Source organism: Methylobacterium sp. Leaf361 (assembly GCF_001424445.1).
GTDB lineage: Bacteria > Pseudomonadota > Alphaproteobacteria > Rhizobiales > Beijerinckiaceae > Methylobacterium.
On the sequence record NZ_LMPY01000056.1, the window covers coordinates 12392 to 36307 of the forward strand.

The 23916-nt window shown below is 73.4% G+C and carries 22 protein-coding genes; 17 read left to right on the forward strand and 5 right to left on the reverse strand.

Features of this window, described 5'->3' with window-relative positions; all coding sequences use genetic code 11:
* Positions 1-29 precede the first annotated feature (29 nt).
* Positions 30-1361, reverse strand: a complete 1332-nt coding sequence (locus ASG32_RS26885) for a bifunctional 2-C-methyl-D-erythritol 4-phosphate cytidylyltransferase/2-C-methyl-D-erythritol 2,4-cyclodiphosphate synthase (protein WP_056532362.1) — start codon at positions 1359-1361, stop codon at positions 30-32.
* Positions 1362-1532: 171 nt separating this feature from the next.
* On the opposite strand from ASG32_RS26885, the gene dusB reads away from it, so the two are divergent.
* Genes dusB through ntrC form a run of 3 tightly spaced genes read left to right on the forward strand, consistent with a single transcriptional unit; the run spans position 1533 to position 5221 of the window.
* Entirely contained in the window at positions 1533-2567 is a 1035-nt protein-coding gene (gene dusB, locus ASG32_RS26890; RefSeq protein ID WP_056532364.1) for a tRNA dihydrouridine synthase DusB, read from the forward strand.
* Positions 2564-3706 (forward strand): ATP-binding protein, encoded by a 1143-nt coding sequence (locus ASG32_RS26895; RefSeq protein WP_020095410.1) that lies wholly within the window; start codon positions 2564-2566, stop codon positions 3704-3706. The genes dusB and ASG32_RS26895 overlap by 4 nt, the downstream gene beginning before the upstream one ends.
* A gap of 48 nt (positions 3707-3754) precedes the next feature.
* On the forward strand, positions 3755-5221 hold the full coding sequence (gene ntrC, locus ASG32_RS26900; RefSeq protein ID WP_012319142.1) for a nitrogen regulation protein NR(I): 1467 nt from the start codon (positions 3755-3757) through the stop codon (positions 5219-5221).
* Positions 5222-5320: 99 nt separating this feature from the next.
* Here the strand turns inward: ntrC and ASG32_RS26905 are convergent, their stop codons facing one another.
* Positions 5321-5590, reverse strand: coding sequence for a hypothetical protein (locus ASG32_RS26905; RefSeq protein WP_056532366.1), 270 nt, complete (start codon positions 5588-5590; stop codon positions 5321-5323).
* Between the two features lie 88 nt (positions 5591-5678).
* On the opposite strand from ASG32_RS26905, the gene ASG32_RS34625 reads away from it, so the two are divergent.
* From ASG32_RS34625 to ASG32_RS26950, 10 genes are all read left to right on the forward strand, one after another.
* Positions 5679-5852 carry an Rmf/CrpP family protein gene (locus ASG32_RS34625; protein ID WP_012319140.1) on the forward strand — a complete coding sequence of 58 codons (174 nt, stop codon included), beginning with the start codon at positions 5679-5681 and terminating at the stop codon, positions 5850-5852.
* Positions 5853-5959: 107 nt separating this feature from the next.
* Positions 5960-7150: a cystathionine beta-lyase gene (gene metC / locus ASG32_RS26910; RefSeq protein ID WP_056532368.1), complete on the forward strand. Its 1191-nt coding sequence runs from the start codon at positions 5960-5962 to the stop codon at positions 7148-7150.
* A 165-nt stretch (positions 7151-7315) separates the two neighbouring features.
* Positions 7316-9037: a glycosyltransferase family 39 protein gene (locus tag ASG32_RS26915; protein ID WP_056532370.1), complete on the forward strand. Its 1722-nt coding sequence runs from the start codon at positions 7316-7318 to the stop codon at positions 9035-9037.
* Positions 9034-9825, forward strand: coding sequence for a glycosyltransferase (locus ASG32_RS26920; RefSeq protein ID WP_056532372.1), 792 nt, complete (start codon positions 9034-9036; stop codon positions 9823-9825). Before ASG32_RS26915 ends, ASG32_RS26920 begins: the two co-directional genes overlap by 4 nt.
* Positions 9819-10151 (forward strand): lipid-A-disaccharide synthase N-terminal domain-containing protein, encoded by a 333-nt coding sequence (locus tag ASG32_RS26925; protein ID WP_020095404.1) that lies wholly within the window; start codon positions 9819-9821, stop codon positions 10149-10151. The genes ASG32_RS26920 and ASG32_RS26925 overlap by 7 nt, the downstream gene beginning before the upstream one ends.
* A complete protein-coding gene (locus ASG32_RS26930) occupies positions 10148-10750 on the forward strand; it encodes a pyridoxamine 5'-phosphate oxidase family protein (RefSeq protein WP_056532374.1) in 603 nt (200 codons plus the stop codon). The genes ASG32_RS26925 and ASG32_RS26930 overlap by 4 nt, the downstream gene beginning before the upstream one ends.
* A gap of 146 nt (positions 10751-10896) precedes the next feature.
* The gene (gene rarD / locus ASG32_RS26935) at positions 10897-11793 is read left to right on the forward strand and encodes an EamA family transporter RarD (protein ID WP_056532376.1); all 897 of its coding nucleotides are present in this window, start codon (positions 10897-10899) and stop codon (positions 11791-11793) included.
* A 52-nt stretch (positions 11794-11845) separates the two neighbouring features.
* Positions 11846-14236, forward strand: coding sequence for a response regulator (locus ASG32_RS26940; protein WP_056532378.1), 2391 nt, complete (start codon positions 11846-11848; stop codon positions 14234-14236).
* Positions 14233-14514, forward strand: a complete 282-nt coding sequence (locus ASG32_RS26945) for a hypothetical protein (protein ID WP_056532380.1) — start codon at positions 14233-14235, stop codon at positions 14512-14514. Before ASG32_RS26940 ends, ASG32_RS26945 begins: the two co-directional genes overlap by 4 nt.
* 107 nt (positions 14515-14621) lie before the next feature.
* Complete coding sequence (locus ASG32_RS26950) at positions 14622-15236, forward strand: NIPSNAP family protein (protein WP_056532382.1); 615 nt, start codon at positions 14622-14624, stop codon at positions 15234-15236.
* A gap of 66 nt (positions 15237-15302) precedes the next feature.
* On the opposite strand, the gene ASG32_RS26955 is transcribed toward ASG32_RS26950, so the two are convergent.
* Both ASG32_RS26955 and ASG32_RS26960 read right to left on the reverse strand, forming a co-directional pair.
* On the reverse strand, positions 15303-15569 hold the full coding sequence (locus ASG32_RS26955; RefSeq protein WP_100252347.1) for a hypothetical protein: 267 nt from the start codon (positions 15567-15569) through the stop codon (positions 15303-15305).
* Positions 15570-15702: 133 nt separating this feature from the next.
* Positions 15703-16725, reverse strand: coding sequence for a P1 family peptidase (locus ASG32_RS26960; RefSeq protein ID WP_056532384.1), 1023 nt, complete (start codon positions 16723-16725; stop codon positions 15703-15705).
* Between ASG32_RS26960 and ASG32_RS26965 the strand changes: the two genes are divergently transcribed.
* Together ASG32_RS26965 and ASG32_RS26970 are read left to right on the forward strand one after the other, a co-directional pair.
* Positions 16724-17704, forward strand: coding sequence for an NAD(P)-dependent oxidoreductase (locus ASG32_RS26965; protein ID WP_348271902.1), 981 nt, complete (start codon positions 16724-16726; stop codon positions 17702-17704). The genes ASG32_RS26960 and ASG32_RS26965 overlap by 2 nt on opposite strands.
* Positions 17705-17831: 127 nt before the next feature.
* Positions 17832-19520, forward strand: coding sequence for a methyl-accepting chemotaxis protein (locus ASG32_RS26970; protein WP_244492240.1), 1689 nt, complete (start codon positions 17832-17834; stop codon positions 19518-19520).
* A gap of 4 nt (positions 19521-19524) precedes the next feature.
* On the opposite strand, the gene ASG32_RS26975 is transcribed toward ASG32_RS26970, so the two are convergent.
* Positions 19525-20382 carry a S49 family peptidase gene (locus tag ASG32_RS26975; RefSeq protein ID WP_056532389.1) on the reverse strand — a complete coding sequence of 286 codons (858 nt, stop codon included), beginning with the start codon at positions 20380-20382 and terminating at the stop codon, positions 19525-19527.
* A 246-nt stretch (positions 20383-20628) separates the two neighbouring features.
* Here ASG32_RS26975 and ASG32_RS26980 point away from each other — a divergent pair, with 246 nt between their 5' ends.
* Both ASG32_RS26980 and gyrA read left to right on the forward strand, forming a co-directional pair.
* Positions 20629-20958 (forward strand): hypothetical protein, encoded by a 330-nt coding sequence (locus ASG32_RS26980; RefSeq protein ID WP_056532391.1) that lies wholly within the window; start codon positions 20629-20631, stop codon positions 20956-20958.
* Between the two features lie 213 nt (positions 20959-21171).
* On the forward strand, positions 21172-23904 hold the full coding sequence (gene gyrA, locus ASG32_RS26985) for a DNA gyrase subunit A (protein ID WP_056532393.1): 2733 nt from the start codon (positions 21172-21174) through the stop codon (positions 23902-23904).
* The last annotated feature ends 12 nt before the right edge of the window (positions 23905-23916 follow it).

Consider the following 23916-nt stretch of genomic DNA (forward strand, 5'->3'; position numbering starts at 1 on the left):
CCCGGTCCTGGCCGCCCAGCCCTGGCCGCTCAGCCCTGCCGCATCGCCGTCTCGGCCTGCGCGTCGAGGGCGGGGCCGTCCTCCTCGGGCAGCCGGACCGTCGCGGCCGCCTGGGCGGCGAGCCCCTCCGCCCGGCCGACGAAGCCGAGCTTCTCGGTGGTCGTCGCCTTGATGGAGACCGCCGAGAGCGGGACGCCCGCGATGGCGGCGATGCGCGCGCGGATCTCCTCGCGGTGCTTGCCGATGCGGGGAGCCTCGGCGAGCACGGTGATGTCGAGGTGGTCGATGCGGCCGCCGCGGGCACGGACGAGGTCGCAGGCATGGGCCAGGAACTGGTCCGAGGAAGCCCCGCGCCAGCGCTCGTCGGAGGGCGGGAAGTGGGTGCCGATATCGCCGTCCGCGATGGCCCCGAGCAGGGCGTCGGTCAGGGCGTGCAGCGCCACGTCGCCGTCCGAATGGGCGAGCACGCCGCGGTCGGCGGGGATCTTGACCCCGCCCAGCCAGACATGGTCGCCGGTGGTGAATGCGTGCACGTCGAAGCCGGTGCCGAGGCGGGTCACGTAGGTGGTCATGGCGCGGGCTCCCGGCGCTGGCAATGCGGTGGTCTCGGTCGCGAAGGCGCGGTCCGCCTCGATCAGGTCGGCGGGCTGGGTGATCTTGCGGTTGGCGACGTCGCCCGCGAACACCACCACCGGCAGGCCGGCCCATTCGGCGAGGGCGCCGTCGTCGGTGAAACCGTCGAGGCCCTGCGCGGCGGCGTCCCGGTGGGCGCCGAGCAGCGGGCCGAACACGAAGGCCTGGGGTGTCTGGACCGCGCGCAGGTGCTCCCGCGGCGGGGTCTCGTGCACCCGGCCGATGCCGGGCGCGATGTCGACGACGCGCTTGACCGTGTCGGTGACCGGCACGCCCGGAACGGCCGCCCCGTGGTCGCGGCCGGCCGCGATCGCCCGGGCGATCAAAGCGGAATCCACGTAGGGGCGGGCGGCATCGTGGACGAGCACGATCTCGGGCGCGTCGCCGGCGGCCAGGGCCTCGAGACCGGCGCGCACGGAGAGCTGGCGCGTCGCGCCGCCCTCGACCGGCGGCGTGACCTTGGCGCGGATCGCGGGCGCGAGTTCCTCCAGGCAGTCGCGGAAGAATTCCGCCGCGTCGGCGGCGATCACAGGCTGGATCCGCGCGATCGCGTCGTCCGCCGCGAGCGCCGCCAGGGTGCGGGTGAGGACCGCCTGGCCGCCGACGCGGCGGTACTGCTTGGGGGTGCCGCCGCCGATGCGGATGCCGCGTCCGGCCGCCACCACCACCGCGGCGACGCCGGCTCCCGCGCTGGCGGGTCCGGTGGCTGGCGTGCCGGTGGCGGGCATGGGCAACGAGCTCGTGACGTCCTGAGGGGCGGAATGGCGGCCAGCGCGCGGGCCAGGCGTGCCGCCGTGACCCTGCCGCGGAGGGTGCCCGTCGTTTAAGCGGGGGAGGGCCCGAAATCAACGCGCGGTCCCGCTTGCCAGCGGCCCGGCTTTGCCTCATTGTTGTGCAGAATGACGACTGACCAATATTTGAGCGCGCTGCGCCGTGCGGGAACGACCGCGGAGGGGGCAAACGGGACCGATCCCGCCCCGCTCTGCCTGCTCGCGCCGCTCTCGGGCGTCACCGACCTGCACATGCGCCGCATCGCCCGCCGCTGCGGCGCCGACGCGGTCGTCTCCGAGATGGTGGCGGCCCGGGAACTCGCGCGCGGGTCCGGCGAGGCCGCGATGCGCGCGGAGGGCTCCGGGGTCGACCTGCACGTGGTCCAGCTCGCGGGCTGCGAGGCGGGCCCGATGGCGGAGGCCGCCCGGATCGCGGAGTCCGGGGGCGCCGACGTGATCGACGTGAACATGGGCTGCCCGGCCAAGGTCGTGACGGGGATCGCCTCGGGCTCGGCCCTGATGCGCGACCTCGACCACGCCGAGCGCCTGCTCGCCGCGGTCCGGGGCGCGGTGTCGGTCCCGGTGACGGTGAAGATGCGCCTCGGCTGGGACGACGCGAGCCGCAACGCCGCGGATCTCGCCGCCCGGGCCGAGCGGCTGGGCCTGAACGCCGTGACGGTCCACGGGCGCACCCGGCAGCAATTCTACAAGGGCAGCGCCGACTGGTCGGCGATCCGGGCCGTCGTCGCGGCGGTGTCGATCCCGGTGATTGCCAACGGCGACGTGACCGACCTCGCCAGCGCCCGCGCCTGCCTGGACGCCTCCGGCGCCGCGGGCGTCATGATCGGCCGTGCGGCGACCGGCCGCCCCTGGCTGGTCGGCCAAGTCGCCGCGGCGCTCGCGGGCCGGCCGACCGCGGAGCCGTCCCGGGCCGCGCAGGCCGTCCTGGCCGCCGAGCATTACGCGGGGCTGCTGTCGCTCTACGGCCGCGACATGGGCGTGCGCCACGCCCGCAAGCACCTCGCCGCCTACGCCGAGACCGGCGGCGCGCTGGGTCCCGCGGAACGCGCGACCCTCCTCACCACCACCGACCCGGAGATCGCGCTCAACCTGCTGGCCCGGGCCTTCGCGGGCGCGGCGAACCCCGTGCAGGAGGCCGCGTGAGCGACGAGCCCCTCCCGCGCGAACCCGGCACCCGGCGCGACACGGCCGCCGAGGCCGTCCTGAACGCGCTGCCGCTGCCGGTCCTGACCATCGGCGCCGACGAGCAGATCCTCCACTGCAACCACGCCGCGGAGGCGTTCTTCGACTACTCGGCGCGCCTGATGCAGCGCCGGCGCCTGCGCGACATCATCCCGTTCGCCTCGCCGATCATCGCGCTCGTGGCCGAGGTCCGCCGCCGCCGCGCCAGCGTCAGCGAGTACCGGGTCGAGCTGACCCAGCCGCGCCTCGGCCTGGAGCGCAGCGTCGACGTGTTCGCGACGCCGCTCGGCGACGACGGCGAGGCCGTGGTGATGATGCTCCAGGAGCGCACCATCGCCGACAAGATGAACCGCCAGCTCACCCATCGCGGCGCGGCGCGCTCGATGGTGGCGCTCGGCGCGATGCTGGCCCACGAGATCAAGAACCCGCTCGCCGGCATCCGCGGCGCGGCGCAGCTCCTCGAGAGCACCGGCGCCGAGGAGGACCGGCTGCTCACCCGCCTGATCTGCGACGAGTCGGACCGGATCGTCCGCATCGTCGAGCGCATGGAGCTGTTCGGCGACGAGCGCCCTTCGGATCGCGGCGCCGTCAACGTCCACGGGGTGCTCGACCAGGTGAAGCGCTCGGCGCAGTCGGGCTTCGCGCGGCACATCCGGTTCATCGAGACCTACGACCCGTCGCTGCCGCCGGTGCTCGGCAACCGCGACCAGCTGATCCAGGTGATCCTGAACCTCGTGAAGAACGCCGCCGAGGCGATCGGCCCGGACGCGGTCGAGGGCGAGATCACCCTGTCGACCGCCTTCCGCACCGGCCTGCGCCTTCAGGTTCCGGGCTCCCGCGAGCGGGTCAGCCTGCCGATCGAGGTGGCGGTGCGCGACAACGGCCCGGGCATCTCGGCCGACCTGCTGCCCGACCTGTTCGACCCGTTCGTCACCACCAAGGCGCAGGGCTCCGGCCTGGGTCTTGCTTTGGTGGCCAAGATCGTCGGCGATCACGGCGGGATCGTCGAGTGCGATCCCGCCCCGCGCCGCACGGCGTTCCGCATCCTTCTGCCGATGTCGAGTGCCCGGGACGGGCGCGAATCGGCGGTCGATCCGTGATGTCGATCCCCGAATCCGGCCCCCCGTCGGAGGTCTGAGTAGAGAGTCATGCCGAACGGCCACATCATCGTCGCCGACGACGACGCCGCCATCCGCACCGTGCTGAACCAAGCGCTGTCCCGGGCGGGCTACGAGGTCCGCTCGACGGGCAACTGCGCCACCCTCTGGCGCTGGGTCGCGCAGGGGGAGGGCGACCTCGTCATCACCGACGTGGTCATGCCCGACGAGAACGTGTTCGACCTGCTGCCGCGCATCAAGCGGGTGCGGCCGGAGCTGCCGATCATCGTGATGAGCGCGCAGAACACCTTCATGACGGCGATCCGCGCCTCGGAGCGCGGCGCCTACGAGTACCTGCCCAAGCCCTTCGACCTGAAGGAGCTGATCGCCATCGTGGGCCGGGCGCTCTCGCGCCCCCGCGGCGCGGCGCCGGCCGGGGCGCCCCCCGAGAACGAGGACATCCCGCTGGTCGGCCGCTCGCCGGCCATGCAGGAGATCTACCGGGCGCTCGCGCGGCTGATGCCGACCGACCTCACCGTGATGATCACCGGCGAGTCGGGCACAGGCAAGGAGCTGGTCGCCCGGGCGCTGCACGATTACGGACGCCGCCGCACCGGCCCGTTCGTGCCGGTCAACATGGCGGCGATCCCGCGCGACCTGATCGAGTCCGAGCTGTTCGGCCACGAGAAGGGCGCCTTCACGGGCGCGCTCCAGCGCTCCGCCGGCCGGTTCGAGCAGGCCGAGGGCGGCACGCTGTTCCTCGACGAGATCGGCGACATGCCCATGGAGGCGCAGACCCGGCTGCTGCGCGTGCTCCAGCAGGGCGAGTACACGACGGTGGGCGGGCGGGTCCCGATCCGCACCAACGTCCGGATCATCGCGGCCACCAACAAGGACCTGCGGGTCTCGATCCAGCAGGGCATCTTCCGCGAGGACCTGTTCTTCCGCCTCAACGTCGTGCCGCTGCGGCTTCCGGCCCTGCGCGAGCGCTCCGAGGACGTGCCGGACCTCGTCCGCCACTTCTTCGTGCTGGTCGAGCGCGAGGGCCTGACCCGGAAGACCCTCGACGGCGACGCCATGGAGCGGCTGAAGCGCTACCGCTGGCCCGGCAACGTCCGCGAGCTCGAGAACCTCGTCCGGCGGCTCGCCGCCCTCTACCCGCAGGAGACGATCACCGGCCCGGTGATCGAGGCCGAGCTCGACACGCTGCCGCTGGCGACGCCCGCGGCGCCGGCCGCCAACGGCGCCGCTCGCAAGGCCAACGGCGAGTCGGAGACCCTGTCGAGCGCGGTGGAGCGCCACCTCTCGGACTACTTCTCCGGCTATCGCGACACGCTGCCGCCCCCCGGGCTATATCACCGGATCCTGCGGGAGATCGAAGGCCCGCTGATCGGCGCGGCGCTCGCCGCCACCCGCGGCAACCAGATCCGGGCCGCGGAGCTGCTCGGCGTCAACCGCAACACCCTGCGCAAGAAGGTCCGCGACCTCGACCTGCAGGTCTTCCGGACGGCGCGGTAGGGCGATCCCAGGCCGATCCGGCCAAGATCCATCATCCCGAGGCGCGTCGGGCGCCTCGCGATGAGGTCCGAAACGGGATGAGCGCGCTCCGGCCCGCTCTCAGCGGCCCGGCAGGATCGGGTCGCCGCGCATCAGCGCGTGCAGCCGCTCCGTGTCGAACCCGTTGGGGATGCTGGGCACTGCCGGCTTCGGCGCCGGTGCGGCCTTCGCCGGAAGCGGGATCGACCCCGTCGCCGACGGCTCGGCCTGGGCGGCACGGACCACCGGCGCCGGCGCCAGATGGGCGAGCCGGTCGGCGCTGACGAGGGCGACGGTCGCCGTCGAGACGAGGACGAGGACGGCGCCGAGGAGGGAACGCAGGATACGCAAGCGACCACCCGGGACGCGACTTGAGACGGCAACAGATTTACGGCGCGGCCGTTAACGAAGCCCCACTCCAAGTCTTCGGGAGGCGATATTGACCAACGTCCAGGCCACCGCGAGCGACAGCCCGTTCATCCAGGGCCGCAACGCGCGCCTCTACGGGAAGCCCGTGAGCGAATGCCCCTATCCGGAGGGCTCCCAGGAGCGCGCCGCGTGGATGGAGGCCTACGAGGAGGCCGTGGTCTCGGATCCGCCCGAGAAGCCGTGACGGCGGAAAACGCGGCGGCCCGGCACTGCGAGCCCGCGCGTCCGGCTTGACCTCGCCGGGCGCGGCGCGCTTCGTGCGGTGCACCGCAACGCGATCTCCGAGCCTCGATGTCCCTGAAGCCCTCGCCCGACGCCACGCAGACCTTCGCGCCCGCGACGCGCCTCGTCCACGCGGGCCGCGACCCGGGCGAGCAGCACGGCTTCGTGAACACGCCGATCTACCGCGGCTCCACGGTCCTCTACCCGACCTACGACGCGATCAAGAACCGGCGCGGGCGCTACAATTACGGCACCTCGGCGACGCCCACCATGGACGCGCTGACGGGGGCCTGGACGGAACTCGCCGGCGCCGCCGGCACCGTCGTGACGCCCTCGGGCCTCGCGGCGCTCACCGTCGCGCTGATGGCCGCGGTGTCGGCGGGCGACCACCTCCTCGTCACCGATTCCGCCTACCGGCCGACCCGCCAGTTCTGCGACGGCGTGCTGGCGCGCTACGGCGTCGACGTGACCTACTACGACCCGGTCATCGGGGCCGGCATCGCGGCGCTGATGCGCCCGAACACCCGGGCCGTGCTGGTCGAGGCGCCCGGATCTCAGAGCTTCGAGATGCAGGACATCCCGGCCATCGCCGAGGTGGCGCACGCCCACGATGCCTGCGTGATCATGGACAACACCTGGGCAACGCCGCTGCTGTTCCCGCCGCACGCGCGCGGCGTCGACATCGCGGTTGAGGCCGGCACCAAGTACCTGAGCGGCGGCTCGGACCTGCTGATCGGCCTGACCTCCGCCAACGCGCGCTACTACCCGGCCGTGCGCCGCACCTTCGACCATTTCGCCATGTGCGCCGGCGCCGAGGACATCTTCCTGGCGCTGCGCGGCCTGCGGACGATGAACCTGCGGCTGCGCGAGCACGGCCGCGCCGGCCTTGAGATGGCCCGGTGGTTCCAGGCGCGCCCCGAGGTGCTGCGGGTGCTCCATCCCGGCCTGCCGGAGGATCCGGGCCACGCGATCTGGAAGCGCGACTTCGCGGGCGCCTCGGGTCTGTTCGGGGTGATCCTCAAGCCGGTGCCCGAGGCGGCGGTGGCGGCCATGCTCGACGGGCTGCAGCTCTTCGGGATGGGCTTCTCCTGGGGCGGCTTCGAGAGCCTCGTGATCCCCTTCGACTGCGCGGGCTACCGGACCGCGACCCGGTGGGCGCCCGGCGGACCGGCGCTCCGCTTCCACATCGGCCTCGAGGACACCGCCGATCTCAAGGCCGACCTCGACGCCGGCTTCGCGCGCCTCCGGGCGGCGTCGTAGGGCGGTCCCGTCCCCGACGGGCGGGGACCGGCGGACCTCAGGGCCGGGACGCGCGGCGGGAGCGGCGCCACATCCGCGCATCGTGATGTGCGCGCCCGCCGTCGCGACCGGCGACGGCACCGCCGTATTTGACCTCGCGCCGCGTTCCTGATTGACCGGCCCGGCATGACCACGAGCCTCTCCGCCGGCGGCGCGCCGCGCCTTGTCCCCGTCGACCGGATCGGCCGCGGGCTCGACGCGCTGAGCCTCACCCATGGCAGGGCCGTCGCCGCCCTGCTGGCGCTGTGCCTGATCCTGTTCCTGCCGGGCCAGATCTCGCTGCAGCCGATGGACCGCGACGAGCCCCGCTTCGCCCAGGCCTCGAAGCAGATGCTGGAGAGCGGCGACCTCGTGGATATCCGCTTCCAGGGCGAGGCGCGGCATAAGAAGCCGGTGGGGATCTACTGGGCGCAGGCCGCCGCCGTGGCGGCCGGCGAGGCGCTGGGCGTGCCCGGCGCCCGCACCCAGATCGCCCTGTACCGCATCCCCTCGCTGATCGGCGCCGTCGCCTCGGTCCTGCTCGCCTACTGGGCGGCGCTCGCTTTCCTGCCCCGCCGGTCGGCGCTGCTGGCGGCCGGCCTCTACGGCGCCTGCCTGATGCTCTCGGCCGAGGCCCACCTCGCCAAGACCGACGCGCTGCTCGCCGCCTGCGCCACCGCGAGCCTCGCCGCGCTCGCCCGCGCGTGGCTGGCGCCGCGGGACGGCAAGCCGGTCTCGGGGCCGACCTTCTCGGCGTTCTGGCTCGGCATGGCGGTCGGGATCCTGGTGAAGGGGCCGATGGTGCCGCTCTTCGTCGCGCTGCCGGCGCTCGGCCTGTCGCTCGTCGCGCGGTCCGGCCGCTGGCTGCTGCCCCTGCGGCCGTGGCCGGGCCTCGCCCTGACGCTCCTGCTGGTGGCGCCCTGGTTCGCGGCGATCGCCTGGAAGAGCGGCGGCGCGTTCTATGCCGAGGCGGTCGGGCACGACATGCTCGGCAAGGTCGGCGGGGTGGCCGAGCGGCACTGGGGACCGCCCGGAGCCTACGCGCTCGTGTTCTTCGCGACCTTCTGGCCCGGGGCGGCCTTCGCCGCCATGAGCCTGCCCTTCGCGTGGCGGGCGCGGCGGGAGCCCGCCGTGATCTTCCTGATCGCCGCGGTGCTGCCGGCCTGGCTGATCTTCGAGGCGGTGCCCACCAAGCTGCCCCACTACGTGCTGCCGCTGATGCCCTGGCTCGCGATCCTGACCGTGCTGGCGCTGAACCGGGGTGCGCTGGACCCGCGCCTGCGGGGCGCCCGCCTGACGGCCCTGCTGCTGCCGGCGATCCCGGTCGCCCTGACCCTCGGCCTCTGCCTCGCCGGCTGGCGCCTCGACGCCCACACGATCCCGTGGCCGGCCCTCCCGCTGCTCGCCGCCGCCTGCGCGGTCGCATTCCTGGCCTGGCTCGCCTTCGCCCACGGGTCGGCCGAGCGCGCGCTCGTCCTCGGCGTGCTGGCCTCCGCCCTGCTCGGGCCCGCGGTGCTCGGCGTGGCGCAGCGCTCGCTGCCGGCCCTGAAGGTCTCGCCGCGGCTCGCGGCCCTGCGCGAGCGGATGCCCTGCCCGAACCCGCTCGTGGCGAGCCTCGGCTACCGCGAGCCGAGCCTCGTCTTCCTCGTCGGCACCGGCCTCGCCCTGCCGCCCGACGGGGCCGCCGCCCGGTCCTTCCTCGAGGGCGGCGGCTGCCGCCTGCTCTTCGTGGAGTCCCGGGACCGCGACGATTTCAACGCGGCCTGGCCGGTGGGACGCGGCGCGCCCGCGCCCATGGCGGAGGTCGAGGGCTTCAACCTCAACACCGGCCGCCGGGTCTTCGTGACGGCCTACGCGGTGGCGCCGTGAGCGGATCCCCCCATCTCAGCGTCGTCGTTCCGGTCAAGAACGAGGCCGGCAACATCGCGCCCCTGGTGGCCGAGATCGAGGCCGCCTGCGCGGGCCTCGCCTTCGAGCTGATCTACGTGGATGACGGCTCCACCGACGGCACGCCGGCGGCCCTGGCGGCGGCCCGGGCGGGGCGCCCCTGGCTGCGGGTGCTGCGCCACGCGCGGAGCGGCGGCCAGTCGGCGGCGGTGCGCAGCGGCGTCCTGGCGGCCCGCGGTGGGATCGTCGCGACCCTCGACGGCGACGGCCAGAACGATCCGGCCTTCATCCCCGCGCTGCTCGCGGCCCTGGAGGCGGCGGGACCGGGGGCCGGTCTCGCCCAGGGCCAGCGGCGCGGCCGCAAGGATGGCCGCTTCAAGATGCTCCAGTCCCGGATCGCCAACGGCGTGCGCGGCCGGATCCTCAACGATTCCACCCGCGACACCGGCTGCGGCCTGAAGGTCTTCCGCCGCGCCGTGTATCTCAGGCTGCCGTACTTCGACGCCCTGCACCGGTTCATGCCGGCCCTGGTCGCCCGCGAGGGCTTCTCCGTCGTCCACCGCGACGTGGTCGACCGGCCGCGGCTGACGGGCGTGTCCAATTACGGCCTGTTCGACCGCCTCTGGGTGGGGCTTCTGGATCTCGCCGGCGTCTGGTGGCTGATCCGGCGCAAGCGCGCGGACCCGCGGCCCGAGGAGATCGCCGGCCCCGCCGGCGCGCCGGCGGAGCCGCCGGCCGGCCAACCCGCGGACCAGGACGTCGGATGCTGATCCAGCTCGCCCACGATCTGCCGGCCTATTTCTACGACGTGTTCGTCACCCGGCTCGACTTCTGGCTGGTGTTCGGAATCGTCGCCCAGGTGGTGTTCGGATCGCGCTTCATCCTGCAATGGATCGCCAGCGAGCGGGCCGGGCGGAGCGTGATGCCGCTGTCGTTCTGGTTCCTGTCGATCCTCGGCGGGATGATGACGCTGGTCTACGGGTTCGTGCGCCGCGAGCCGGTGATCATCATCGGCCAGAGCCTCTCCACCGGCATCTACCTGCGCAACCTCGCGCTGATCTTCCGCGAGCGCCGGAGGAAGCGGGGCGCCGCATGACACGGACGCCGCTGCCCGCCTTCTACGACGACCTCGACGCCACCTTCGCGGAACTCTGGCGGCTGCTGGCGGACGGGGCCGCCCATGGCCGCGGCGGCTTCCACCTGCCGACCCTGGCGACGCTCGGGGCCGACGGCGGGCCGCGGCTGCGCACCGTGGTCCTGCGCACCGCCGACCCGGCCGAGGGGACGCTCCGGTTCCACTGCGACCGCCGCTCCGACAAGGCCGCCGAGATCCTGGCCGATCCGGCCTGCGCCCTCGCCGCCTACGACGCGGCCGCGAAGATCCAGATCCGCGTCGAGGGCCGCGCCACGCTGCACACCGACGACGCTCTGGCCGAGGCGGCCTGGACCGGGTCCCGGGCGATGAGCCGGGTCTGCTACGGGGCCGAGCCCGGCCCCGGTACGTCGCTTCCGGCGGGGGACGCCTACAGCCTGCCGGACGAGACCGCGGCCGCGACGCTCGGCCGGCCGCACTTCGCCGCCGTTCTGGTTCGGGCCGAGCGGCTGGATTTCCTCTATCTCGACCGCCGCGGACACCGCCGGGCCGCCTGGCATCGGCTGGCCGGCGGGTGGTCCGGTGGCTGGATCGCGCCGTAGCCGGAGCGCCGTCCGCGAGCCGGGCCGCCCGGGGTCGGCTCGCCGGTCCGGATGGCAGCCCTGCACCGCCCGGCCTGTCGCGATCGGGCCGTCCGGGCTAAAGCCCGCGGACCCGGCCGCCCATCCGGGTCGACCGGGAGGACTCCGTGGGCCTCGTCTACGCGCTCGCCGCCTATCTGAGCTGGGGCCTCGTGGTCCCGGTGCATTTCCGGATGCTCGGGGCCTACACGCCGTACCACATCCTGTCGGAGCGGATCGTCTGGTCGAGCGTGTTCGCCGGCGCGCTGGCGCTGATCCTCGCGGCCCGCCACCGCCTCAACCTGCCGCTGCCCCTCCGGAAGCGCCACGCGCTGCTGCTGCTCTCGGCGGCGATGATCGGCGTGAACTGGCTGCTCTACCTCTACGCCGTCAGCGGCGGGCACCTGCTCGACGCGAGCCTCGGCTACTACATCAATCCCCTGGTGAGCGTGGCCTTCGGCCGGGTGGTGCTGGGCGAGCGCCTGCGGCCGGCGCAGGCCGTCGCGATCGGCATCGCCGCGACGGGCGTCGCCGTCGCGGTGGTGTGGGCCGGGGAACTGCCCCTGATGTCGCTGTCGCTGGCAGTGAGCTTCGCCCTCTACGGGCTCGCCCGGAAGATCGTCGGCGTCGACGCGCTGGTCGGCTTCCTGGCCGAGACCCTGCTGCTGCTGCCGGCGGCGATCGTCTGGCTCGTCCTGTCGCCCGAGCCGTTCCTGCCGGCCGCGCCGGGGGACCGTGCCCTGCTGATGCTCACGGGGCTGACCACCGCGCTGCCGCTGATCTGGTTCGCCGCGGCGGCGGTGCGCCTGCGGCTCACGACCCTGGGCCTCCTGCAGTACGTGGCGCCGACCTGCCTGCTCGTCCTCAGCGTCCTCGTCTACGGCGAGCGCGTCGAGCCGCATCGGGCGCTGATGCTCGCGCTGATCTGGGTGGCGCTCGCGCTCTACACGATCGACGCCCTGCGGTTTCGCCGGCCGCCGGCTCCCGCGACCGCGCGGTCGGATCCGGACGCGATGCGTGTATAAGGAATACTGGTTCGAGCCGCCGCGGGGCGGGTGACGGGACAGCGTCGGGTCGATGAGCGAGACTGAGAGCGGCCCAGGATCCGTCACGGAGGCCGATTACCGCAACCTCGCCGAGACGTTGCCGCAGCTCGCCTGGATCGCCGAGGCCGACGGCACCATCGTCTGGTACAATCAGCGCTGGTACGACTACACGGGCACCTCCCTCGACGAGATGCGGGGCTGGGGCTGGCGCACGGTCCACCACCCGGACCACGTCGCGGCGGTGACCGAGCGCTACCGCGCCGCGATCACGCTGGGCCGGTCCTGGGAAGACACGTTCCCGCTGCGCGGCCGCGACGGGAGCTACCGCTGGTTCCTGTCGAAGGCGCTGCCCTACCGGGACGAATCCGGGCGGATCCTGCGCTGGTACGGGACCAACACCGACATCACCGTCCGCCGCGCGGTCGAGGAGCGCCTGCGCCATTCCGAGCAGCGCTTCCGGGCGCTGGTGGACGCCTCGGCGGCGGTGATCTGGAACACGGACGCGGCGGGCGAACTGATGCCGCCGCAGGTCCGGTGGAGCACCTATACCGGCCAGACCGAGGAGGCCTACCAGGGCTGGGGCTGGCTGGACGCCGTCCATCCCGACGACCGGGGCCACGCGGCCGATGCCTGGGCCGCCTGCGTGGAGGCGCGCGCGACCTACGAGGTCGAGTACAGGCTGCGGCGGCACGACGGGGCTTGGCGCGCCATGGAGGTGCGCGGCGTGCCGGTCCTCGCCGAGGACGGCTCCCTGCGGGAATGGGTCGGCACCTGCGTCGACGTCACCGAGCGCAAGGAGGCCGAGGAGGCGGTGGAGCGCGCCCGACAGGCCGCCGAGGCGGCCAACCGGGCGAAGAGCCAGTTCATCGCCAACATGAGCCACGAGCTGCGCACCCCGCTCTCGGCGGTGATCGGCTACTCCGAGATGCTCGGCGAGGAGCTGGAGGATATCGGCCAGGCCGCCCTCCTGCCGGACCTGCGCAAGATCGAGGCGGCCGCCCGTCACCTGCTGTCGCTGATCAACGACGTCCTCGACATCTCGAAGATCGAGGCCGGCCGCATGACCGCCTCGGCCGAGACCTTCACGGTGGCCGACCTGCTCCGGGACGTCTCCGATTCCACCGGATCCCTGGTCGAGAAGAAGGGCAACCGCTTCGTCCTCGACGCCGGCGCGGCGGGCGAGGCCGGCCTCGGGTCCATGCACCAGGACCAGACCAAGATCCGCCAGTGCCTGCTGAACCTGATCGGCAACGCCGCGAAGTTCACCGAGCGGGGGACGATCACCCTGACGGTGCGGCGGCACCGGGACGCGGGGGCCGACTGGCTGTCCTTCGCGGTCGCCGACACCGGCATCGGCCTGACCGAGGCCCAGATCGACCGCCTGTTCGAGCGCTTCGTCCAGGCCGACGATTCGACCACCCGGCAGTTCGGGGGGACGGGCCTCGGGCTCGCCATCACCCGCGCGTTCTGCCGGACGATGGGCGGCGATATCGGCGTCGCCAGCACCCCGGGCGCGGGCGCGACCTTCACGATCCGCCTGCCCGCGACCCTGCGCCCGGAGGACGCGCCGCCGACCGAGGCCGAGGCGCACACGCCGGTGGAGCCGCACGAGGAGCACGAGACGGTGCTGCTGGTCGACGACGACCCGGCCGCCCGCGAGCTGCTCCAGCGCTTCCTGGAGCGCGAGGGCTTCCACGTCCGCAGCGCCAACGACGGCCGCGCCGGCCTGACGCTCGCCAGGGCCCTGAAGCCGCGGGCGATCCTGCTCGACGTCGAGATGCCGCGCATGGACGGCTGGGCGGTCCTGCACGCGGTCCGCAACGACCCCGACCTCGCCGGGACGCCGGTGATCATGACCTCGGTGGTGGCCGAGCAGGGGCTCGGCCAGGCGCTCGGCGCCACCGACTACTTCGTCAAGCCGATCGACTGGGACCGGCTCAAGGGCCTGATGGAGCGCTACCGGCCCGCGGCGCCGAACGAGGCGCGGGTCCTCGTGGTCGACGACGACGCGGATGCCCGGGAGCGCCTGCGCCGGTCGCTCGGCCGCGAGGGCTGGACCGTCGACGAGGCGGAGAACGGCCGGATCGCCCTGGAACGGGTCAGCCAGGCGCGGCCGAGCCTGATCCTGCTCGACCTGATGATGCCCGAGATGGACGGGTTCGGCTTCCTGCGGGCCCTCCGGTCGCGGCCCGACGGCGACGTGCCCGTGGTGGTGCTCACCGCCAAGGAGGTCACGGCCGCCGAGAAGGAGAGCCTGAACCGGCAGGCCGACCGGGTGATCGCCAAGGGCTCGATGAGCCTCGCGGAGATCGGCCGGCAACTGCGCGTCCTCTACGCGCGTTCGGCGACCGAGCCGGTGCCGGGGCAGCTCCAGGGCTTGCTGGATCGGCTCGCCGAGAAGGACGCGGGAGAACCACGATGAGCGCGGACGGGATCGATCCGGAGAAGGCGGTGGCCATCCGGCTGCGGGCGCGGCTCGCGGTGGTGGAGCGGGCGGCATGGTTCGGCTTCGTCCACGCGATGAAGACCCGGCCGGTCGAGACCGAGGCCTACATCGCCGCGGAGCGGGCGCGCTGCACGGACGGGTTCGGCAGCGGCGCCTGGGCCAAGGACCTCACCGACGCCGAGCGGACGATGCTCGCCGAGGAGGTCGACAGCGGGCTGGCGCAGCTGCTGGAGGATGCCCGCGCCGAGCTGTGAGGCTCGGCCGGCAGCGCGGAGGCTGGTCCGCGCGTCCCGATGGCAACGAAAGACGATCTCCCGCTTTGACGGCGTGACGTCGATGGGACGACGTCGCCGAGGCGCCCATGCTGTACGAACTCGCGACCCTCTCGTGCCCGCTGCTCGCGGTGGGTCAGGTCTCGGAGGGCGTCGAGGCCTGGCTGGACGATCCCGACGCCAAGGGCGAGCTGGTCGGCTGCTGGCGCAGCGAGATCGGGACGCTGGGGCGCCTGATCGTGCTGCGCGGCTTCGCGGCGCCTGAGGACATGACCGCCGAGCGCCGGCGCGCCCTCCTCAGCGCCAACCCGTTCAACGCCGGGCACGTGATCACCGCGCTGGAGATGGACAGCTACGCCCCGTTCCCCTTCCTGCCGCCGATCCGGACGGGCGACCGGGGCGGGGTGTACGAGATCCGGACCTATCGCCAGAAGCCGGGGGGCCTGCCGCCGACCCTCGCGGCCTGGGAGGCCGCGATCGAGCCGGCACGCGCCTACACGCAGCACCTCGTCGTCAACATGTACGCCCTCGACGGCGCGCCGCGCATCACGCACGTGTGGGGTTTCCGCAGCCTGGAGGAGCGGGCCGCGCTGCGAGCCCGCGCCTACGAGGCGGGAATCTGGCCGCCGAAGGGCGGCCCGGACCAGATCGCCGAGGCGACCGCGACGATCGCGCTCCCCCAGGGGCGCTCGCCCCTGCGCTGACCGCCATCCCTCGAGAGCCGCAACCCGCGCTGGCGCCACCCCAGGGGGCGGCGCCAGCGCCGTCACTCAGCGGCGGCAGACGCCCCGCGGGCCGCGATAGAGGCCGGGCGGGCAGCCGCGGGGAGCGCCGGTGACGGCGCGGCGGATCGCACCGCGCGGGCCGCGATTCAGGCGGCAGCCGCCGTAGGCCCCGCGATGGGCGCCGAACCCGCAGCCGCCGCGGACGAGGGTGACGGCGGCGTCGCCGCCGGTCAGCGGTGCCACGGGCATCGCCTGGGCTCCGCCGGCAAACAGGGCGACGGACGCGGCGACGATCAGGCCGGTCATTCTCATGAGATTCTCTCCCGCTGGGCACAGGGCGCGGCCCGGTGCGATCCGGGCCGCGTCGCGGCCTCCGGCCGCGGCCAGTAACCCCGGGCCTGCGGCATCGTTCCGCGCCGGGGCGGGGCGGGGCCGGCGCCGCCGATCAGGCGCCGAACAGGTCGCGCCAGGCCGGTGGAAGCCCCGTGCCGGCCAGGGGCGGCGACGGCGCGTGCCCGGGCAGGCTCGTCGCCGAGAATACGCCGCGGGCCACCGCCCGGGCCAGGACGCGCGCGGCGATGTCGCCGAGGCGGGCGAGGTCGACCACCGGTTCGGCGAGGGGCACGGCGCCGGTCGCCGCGGCGAAGACTAGGTCGCCGTCGAGGGGCGTGTGCGCCGGCACGAGCGCGCGGGCGAGGCCGTCCTGCGCGGCCACAGCGAGGCGCCGGCACTGCGCCTTGGTCAGCGCCGCGTCGGTCGCCACCACGGCCAGCGTCGTGGCGGCGCCCGGCAGCGCCCGGGCCGGGAAGGCGAGGGCCTCCGGCGGCACCCGGACCGGCGCGCCGAGACCACCGAACTCGTCGCCCTCTTCGAAGGGCGCCGCCCAGAAATGCGGCCCGGCGCCGATCGTCGCGTTGCCGAAGGCGTTCACGGCCGCGAGCGCCCCGACGCGGAAACCCGTTCCCGGCACCTGCGCCGAGGCGGATCCGATCCCGCCCTTCAGTCGCCCGGTGCGCGCGCCTGTCCCGGCCCCGACCGAGCCCAGGGCGAAATCCTCCGCCGCGGCCGCGGCGGCCTGAAAGCCCAGCTCGCGATAGGGCGGATAGCGGCCCCAGGCCTTATCGCCGCCGTTGGGGAGATCGAACAGGACCGCCCCGGGGACGATCGGCACCCGCATGGCACCGACCGGGAAGCCGCGCCCGGCCTCGGCGAGCCACGCCGCCACGCCCGCCCCCGCGTCGAGGCCGAAGGCCGAGCCCCCGGAGAGCACGAAGGCGTCGACCCGCTCCACGGTGCGCTCGGGGTCGAGCAGGTCGGTCTCGCGGGTGCCCGGCCCGCCGCCGCGCACGTCGACCGCGGCGATGGCCGGCTCATCGAACACAATCGCGGTGACGCCGCTGGCGAGCCGCAGGTCGGTGGCGTGGCCGACCCGCAGGCCGGGAATGTCGGTGATGCGATTCTGCGGCATGGACCGAGCTTGCCACGCCGCGTCATCGCCGCAAATCCGGCCGGGGCCGTTGACCGTCGGCCAGGGTTTCCCAGGTTGGCAGACGGCACAGCGCGTCGAGGAGCACGGCATGGACGTCGGATTCATCGGGATGGGGCGGATGGGTCGCGCCATGGCGGCCAATCTCGCCCGGGCCGGCCACACGGTGCGCGCCTGGAACCGCTCGCCGGAGGCCGCGCGCGGCATCGACGGCGTTACCCCGGTGGCGAGCTCCGCCGAGGCGTTCGCCGGGGACGCCGTGATCACCATGCTGGCCGACGACGCGGCCCTCGAGGCCGTGATCGTGGCCGGCGGCCTCCTCGACCGGCCGGAGCGCCCCGGCCTGCATATCGGGATGAGCACGGTCTCGGTGGCCCTGGCGAAGCAGCTCGCCGCCGTCCACGCGCGGGCCGGCGTCCCCTACGTCTCGGCCCCAGTCTTCGGGCGGCCGGACGTGGCGGAGGCCGGGAAGCTCAACATCGTTGCGGCGGGAGAGGGAGCCCTCATCGACCGCGCCGGCCCGCTGCTCGACGCCATGGGCGCCAGGACCTGGCGCTTCGGCGACGACCCGACGCGGGCGAACGCCGTCAAGCTCGCCGGCAACTTCATGCTGATCTCGGCGATCGAGGCCATGGCCGAGGCCTGCGCCCTGACGGAGGGCCACGGCATCCCGGGCGCCGAGTTCCTCGACCTGATGACCAACACGCTGTTCGCCTCGCCGGTCTACAAGGGCTACGGCGCGTCGATCGCGCAGAACCGCTACGAGCCACCGGGCTTCATCCTCAGGCTCGGGGCCAAGGACGTGCGGCTCGCCCTGCAGGCGGCCGAAGGCGCCGGGGTGCCGATGCCCTTCGCCAGCGTGCTGCGGGACGGTCTCATCGAGGCGATCAGCCACGGCGACGGTGAGAAGGATCTGGCGGCGCTCGCCCGCGTCTCCGCCCGGCGCGCAGGGCAGGGTTGAAATCTGCGGCAATAGCTCGCCTTTCTGGCGAACCTTAACCCGTCATTTCAACCTCACGACAGAGTGTCCGGCCGGCTATAGGCACGGATACCAATATATGCGCACACATTCCTATTCGCTGCGCAGGATGACTCTGTCGACGAAAGTCATCCTGCTGGCGATGCTCGCCGTGACACTCACCGCCGGCGCCATCTGGATTACGGTCTCGCGACAGACTTGGTCGCAGATGGAAGCGCGCCAGCGCACCAACGGCGAGCGCAACCTGAGAACTCTGGCGCTCGTCCTGGCGGCGCGGGTCGAGGGCGCGGCGGCGGATCTCGACGGCGCGCGCGTCGCCCGGGTGTCGACGCCGAGCCTGTCGGGCTTCGCCGATGCCCGCGTCGTGGACGACGCCGTCGCCTACTCTGGCGGCCTGGCGACGGTGTTCAGCTACGAGCTCGCCTCCGACAGCTTCGTACGGCGCCAGACCACCGTGCGCCGGGAGGACGGGACCCGCGCGGTCGGCACGGCGCTCGCCGCCGACAGCCCGGCCCAGGCCGCGATCCGCGGCGGGCGAACCTACGAGGGGCCGGCGACCCTGTTCGGGCGGCGCTACCACACGGTGTACCAGCCGACAGTCGACGCCGCCGGCAAGGTGAACGGCATCCTGTTCGTCGGCCTGCCGATCGAGATGTACTTCGACGCCCACGCCCAGACGATGACGAGCCTCAGCGTCGCCGCCCTGATCATCGCGGTGCTGGCCTGCGCCCTCGTGGGGCTGGCGGCGGCGCGACTGTTCCTGCCCTTTTCTACGATCGCCGCGCGGATCGAGGCCCTCGCGGCCGGCGACTTGGACTCGGCGATCCCCCACGCGGCGCGCGGCGACGAGATCGGCACGGTGGCGCGCGCCCTCGAGGTGCTGCGCGTCTCCGGCCTGCGGACCCGGGAGCTCGAGAGCCTGCAGAGCGCGGGCGCGGCCGACGAGACGCGGCGGCGGGCCGCGCTCGACCGCGCCATCGAGGCGTTCCGGGGCCAGATCGTCCGCCTGAAGGACGCGCTGACCGCCAGCACCGGCGCGATGCGCGCCCGGGCCGGCGAGATGGCGGCCAGCTCCGCCGAGGCGGAGGCCGCCGTCGCCGAGACCGAGCGCGGCTCGCACGAGACCTCCGCCAGCGTCCAGACCGTCGCGAGCGCCGCCGAGGAGCTCTCCGCCTCCATCGCGGAGATCGGGACCCAGCTCGACCAGGCCGAGGCCCTGGTGGCCACGGCCGCCGCGGAGTCGGACGCCATGAACGCCGAGATCGGCGAGCTCGCCGAGGCCGCAGGGCGCATCGGCGCCGTCGTCGGGCTGATCCGCCAGATCGCCGAGCAGACCAACCTGCTGGCGCTCAACGCCACGATCGAGTCCGCCCGGGCCGGCGCCGCCGGCAAGGGCTTCGCCGTGGTGGCCGCGGAGGTGAAGGCGCTGGCGTCGCAGACCGCGCGGGCGACCGAGGAGATCGGCAGCCAGATCGCCGGCGTGCAGGCCTCGACGACGGCGGCCGTGGCGGCCATCGGCCGGATGGGCGAGCGGATGCGGGCGGTCAGCGCCACCACGGGCGGGATCGCGTCGGCGGTCTCGGCCCAGGGCGCGGCCACCGCCGAGATCTCCCGCAACGTCGCCGACACGGCCGGCGCCACCGAGGCCATCGCGGGCGGCCTGACCACGGTGGCCGGCGCCGCGCGGCGCTCGGCCCGCATGGCCGCCACGGTCACCGAGGCGGCGCAGACCGTCGACGCGGTCGCGGCCGACCTCGAGGGCGAGATCGAGCGCTTCCTCGGTCAGGTCGCGGCCTGAGCCCTCAGAGCCCGTAGCGGGCGAAGGCCGCGCGCTCCGCGAACGCGGCCATCGCCCCCTCGGCCAGGTCGATCCCGCCCGGCGCGCCGCCCCGGCGCAGGATGCGGGAGAGCAGGCCGCCGCGCGCCTCGGCGACGAGGCGCAGGTCGACCTTCTCGCCGAAGCGCGCGCGCATCGCGGTGCGCACGTCGCCCAGGGCGTCGACGAGGCCGAGGGGCAGCGCCTGCCGCCCGGTCCAGACCGCGCCGGTGAACAGGTTCTCGGACGTCGACAGGCCCGGGCGCCGGGCCGTGACGAGGCCGGTGAACAGGTCCTGCACGTCGGCCTGGATGCGCTTCAGGCGCTCCACGTCGGCGGGATCCTCCGGGCGGAACGGGTCGAGCATCGACTTCGCCTCGCCCTGCGTGTGCACCCGGCGCTCGACACCGAGCTTCTCCAGGAGGCCGTGGAAGCCGAACCCGGCCGAGACCACGCCGATCGAGCCGACGATCGAGGTCGGGTCGGCGACGATCTCGTCGGCCGCGCATGCGATCATGTAGCCGCCGGAGGCCGCGACATCCTCCACGAAGGCGATCACCGGCACGCCCTTCTCGTCGGCCAGCGCCCGGATGCGGCGGTGGATCAGGTGCGACTGCGCCGGCGAGCCGCCGGGCGAGTTGATCACCAGCGCCACCGCCTTCACCCCCGGCATCCCGAAGGCGCGCTCCAGGCTGCCCGCGACGCCCCCGATCGAGAGGCCCGGCCGGAGCGGCGAGACCGCCCCGATCGTGCCCGACAGTCGGACCACCGCGACCCGCGGGCGTCGGTCCCGGAAGCGGCGCGGGAGGAGGGCGCGGAATGTGTCAGGGAACGCGAACGCCATGGGAGTCTTACGCGGCTCATCGGGAAGCCGGGCGGGAGACGGCCCGGAAGCGCCTGCTCCGGAAACTGGGCGCTTTCCGGCCCCGCGCAAGGGCGGTGCGCGAGGGTGGTGCGCGAGGGCGGCGCGTCTGCGCAGTCGGAACGGATCGAACCGTTTGCCGACCTTGGCCGTTTCAGGCGACGGCGCGAGCCTCGTGCCGGCCCGGATCCGCTGGACTCGGACGGGCGCTCACACGGGAGAGAAACGATGCGACCCTGGCCGATCCTGGTCCTCCTCGCCGCGCTGCTCGGCGGGCTGGCGAGTGCGCCCGCGCGCGCGGCGCCCCTGCCGGTCCCCGCGAGCGCCGAGGCCGCCGCGCCCGCCCCCGCGGTGCAGCAGGCCCACTGGCGCCACCGCCGCCACTGGCACCGCCGCCACCACTGGCGCCGCCACTGGCACCACCGCCGCCACCACTGGCACCGTCGCCATCACTGGCACCGGCACCACCATTTCCGCCGGCACTGGCACCGCCACCACGTCTGGCACGGCCGCCCGTACGCCCGTCCGTACGGCCACCGGCACGTCACGTTCTACTGAGCGCAGCCCTGCGCGCCCCGGCCCGATCGGGCCGGGACGCATCCCTGCCGGGACGCGCGCCGGCAGCCGCGCTGCGACCTTGCGGGCGGCCTCGGAAAACCTTATTTAACCGTCTGATATCACTGCTCTTCCGAGAGGCCGTTCCGGCGCATCGCGCGCCACCCGGGAACGGCCGTGAGCACCGCCCGTCCGGGCTTCAGAACGGATACCGACTTGGCCGAGAACGATCCGACTGGCGCCGCCCCGCCCGCCAGCGACATCCGCCCCGTCTCCATCACCGACGAGATGCGCCGCTCCTACCTCGATTACGCGATGAGCGTGATCGTGAGCCGGGCGCTTCCCGACGCCCGCGACGGTCTCAAGCCGGTGCACCGGCGCATCCTCTACTCCGCCTTCGAATCCGGGCACCTGCCCGAGCGGAAATACGTCAAGTCGGCGCGCATCGTCGGCGACGTGATCGGTCTCTACCACCCGCACGGCGACCAATCGATCTACGACGCCCTCGTGCGGATGGCGCAGGACTTCTCCATGCGCCTCATGCTCATCGACGGGCAGGGCAATTTCGGCTCGGTGGACGGCGATCCGCCGGCCGCCATGCGCTACACCGAATCGCGGCTGGCCAAGCCCGCGACCGCGCTGCTCACCGATATCGACAAGAACACCGTCGATTTCGGACCGAACTACGACGAGTCGCGCGAGGAGCCGACCGTCCTGCCGGCCCGCTTCCCGAACCTGCTGGTCAACGGCGCGGGCGGCATCGCGGTCGGCATGGCGACCAACATCCCGCCGCACAATCTCGGCGAGCTGATCGACGCCTGCGTGGCGCTGATCGACGATCCGGGCCTGACCATCGAGCAGCTCACCGAGATCGTGCCCGGCCCGGACTTCCCGACCGGCGGCATGATCCTCGGCCGGGCCGGCACGCGGCAGGCCTACGCGACGGGCCGCGGCTCGGTGATCATGCGCGCCAAGTCGCATGTCGAGGAGCTGCGCAAGGAGCGCGAGGCGCTGATCTTCACCGAGATCCCCTATCAGGTGAACAAGGCGACGCTCGTCGAGAAGATCGCCGAGCTGGTGAAGGAGAAGCGCGTCGAGGGCATCTCGGACCTGCGCGACGAATCCGACCGGACGGGCATGCGCATCGTCGTCGAGATCAAGCGCGACGCCATGGCCGACGTGGTGCTGAACCAGCTCTACCGGTTCACGCCGCTGCAGAGCTCCTTCGGCTGCAACATGGTGGCGCTGAACGGCGGCCGCCCCGAGCTGATGAACCTGAAGGACCTGCTCCAGGCCTTCGTGGATTTCCGCGAGGAGGTCGTCTCCCGGCGGACCAAGTTCCTCCTCGGCAAGGCCCGCGAGCGGGCGCACGTCCTGTGCGGCCTCGCGATCGCGGTCGCCAACATCGACGAGGTGATCCGCCTGATCCGGACCTCGCCCGACCCGAACACGGCCCGCGAGGCCCTGATGGCCCGCGACTGGCCGGCCCACGACATCGCGCCGCTGATCGCGCTCGTGGACGACCCGCGCCACCGGGTCGCCGAGGACGGGACCTACCGCCTGTCCGAGACCCAGGCCCGCGCCATCCTCGACCTGCGCCTGCAGCGCCTCACGGCGCTCGGCCGCGACGAGGTCGGCGACGAGCTGAAGACGCTCGCCGACGAGATCGCCGACTACCTCGACATCCTGCGCTCGCGGGTGCGCATCCAGGGCATCGTGAAGAGCGAGCTCGCCGAGGTCCGGGACCAGTTCGCCACCCCGCGCCGGACCGAGATCGTCGACTTCGACGGCAGCGTCGAGGACGAGGACCTGATCGCCCGCGAGGACATGGTGGTGACCGTGTCGCACGCCGGCTACGTCAAGCGCGTGCCGCTCTCGACCTACCGGGCCCAGCGCCGCGGCGGCAAGGGCCGCTCCGGCATGGCGACCCGCGACGAGGATTTCGTCACTCGCCTGTTCGTGGCCAACACCCACACGCCGGTGCTGTTCTTCTCCAGCCAGGGCCAGGCCTACAAGGAGAAGGTCTGGCGCCTGCCGATGGCCGCCCCGAACGCCCGCGGCAAGGCGCTGGTGAATATCCTGCAGTTGCAGGACACCTCCGAGCGCATCACCACGATCATGCCGCTGCCCGAGGACGAGGCGTCGTGGGAGACGCTCGACGTGATGTTCGCGACCGCGCGCGGCAACGTCCGGCGCAACAAGCTCTCGGACTTCACCACGGTGAACCGCAACGGCAAGATCGCCATGAAGCTCGACCCGGGCGACCACATCGTCCACGTCGAGATCTGCCGGCCGGACCAGAACGTGCTGCTGACCACCGCTCTGGGTCAGTGCATCCGCTTCCCCGTCGAGGACGTGCGCGTCTTCAAGGGCCGCGACTCGACCGGCGTGCGCGGCATCCTGCTGGCCAAGGACGACCGGGTCATCTCGATGACCATCCTGAACGCCTTCGACGCCAGCGCCGAGGAGCGGGCCGGCTACCTGAAGATGCGCCGCGCCGTGACCGGCGAGGCCGAGGAGAACGGCGACGCGGAGCCCGAGGACGGCGCCGAGGCGGCGGCGATCTCGCTCGACCGCTACAACGAGATGGGCGCGGCCGAGCAGTACGTGCTGACCCTGTCGGAGCGGGGCTTCGGCAAGCGCTCCTCGTCGTTCGAGTACCGGACCTCGGGACGCGGCGGGAAGGGCATCACGGCGATGCGGGTCAATGCCCGCAACGGCAGCCTCGTGGCGTCCTTCCCGGTCGAGGCCTCGGACCAGATCATGCTGGTCACCGACGGCGGCCAGCTGATCCGCGTGCCGGTGGACGACATCCGCATCGTCGGCCGCGCCTCGCAGGGCGTGACGGTGTTCAACACCGCCAAGGACGAGAAGGTCGTCTCGGTGGAGCACATCGAGGGCGAGGACGAGGGCGCCGAGGCCGGTCCCGAGGGCGGCGAGGAGGCCTGAGGCGCCGCCCGG